This window comes from Mycobacterium sp. 852002-50816_SCH5313054-b, assembly GCF_001667185.1.
Lineage (GTDB): Bacteria > Actinomycetota > Actinomycetes > Mycobacteriales > Mycobacteriaceae > Mycobacterium.
Window position 1 is genome coordinate 1 of sequence record NZ_LZIC01000081.1, and the last position, 740, is coordinate 740.

The 740-nt window shown below is 70.4% G+C and carries 2 pseudogenes; one reads left to right on the top strand and one right to left on the bottom strand.

The features are described from left to right. A pseudogene (locus tag A5787_RS17585) lies at positions 1-258 on the bottom strand (NAD(P)H nitroreductase); the annotation flags it as partial. A gap of 278 nt (positions 259-536) precedes the next feature. On the opposite strand from A5787_RS17585, the pseudogene A5787_RS17590 reads away from it, so the two are divergent. Next, positions 537-740, top strand: a pseudogene (locus A5787_RS17590) (NAD(P)H nitroreductase); the annotation flags it as partial.

A 740-nucleotide genomic window follows, 5' to 3' on the forward strand; every position in this document is an offset into this window, starting at 1 on the left:
GAATCGTTTGGTCTCCGCGGCCCAACCCGCGGCGAGCATGGCGACCCGAGCGTGATCGAGCGCGGCGCCACAGCTGAGGATCTCCTCCCGGCCGGAAGGGTCGGTGCCCGGGACCGTCCGGTCGCGGTCGACGAACAGTTGCAGAGCCCCGTCCCCGGCCACCCACCGCCACGGCTGGATGTTGTGCAGGGAGGGAGCGCGGCACGCCAGTTCCACCGCGCCGGTGATCACGCCGATGTCCACCATCGTGTGGGTCATTCGCTCACTCACTTCCTTTCCCACGTCGACCCTCGGGCATGTGAGCACCGCGCGCCAGGGTCCTTGGTCCCCTGCGGCAGGTCATTGGGCCCGGGCCGACCATCCGGACGTCCAGGGCGCGCGTTGTTCCTGAACGCCGTCAGCGAGGTGCGCCGGCATGCCGACCTTTGAGGAAAGTGAGCAAAGAACGCCGTGGGCCCTTCGGCATCCGAATGGCCTCCGCCGGCCGGGACGAACGGCCCTGGTCGCCGACCCCGATGGCGCTTACCGTCGATGGTATGAACGCGACGCCGGACACCCGGACCCTGCAAAGGGCGGTGCAGCTGGCCTGCCGGGCCCCTTCGGTGCACAACAGCCAGCCGTGGCGGTGGGTGGCCGGGGACGGGGCTCTGCAACTGTTCGTCGACCGCGACCGGACGGTCCCGGGCACCGACCCTTCCGGCCGGGAGGAGATCCTCAGCTGTGGAGCCGCGCTCGTCCGC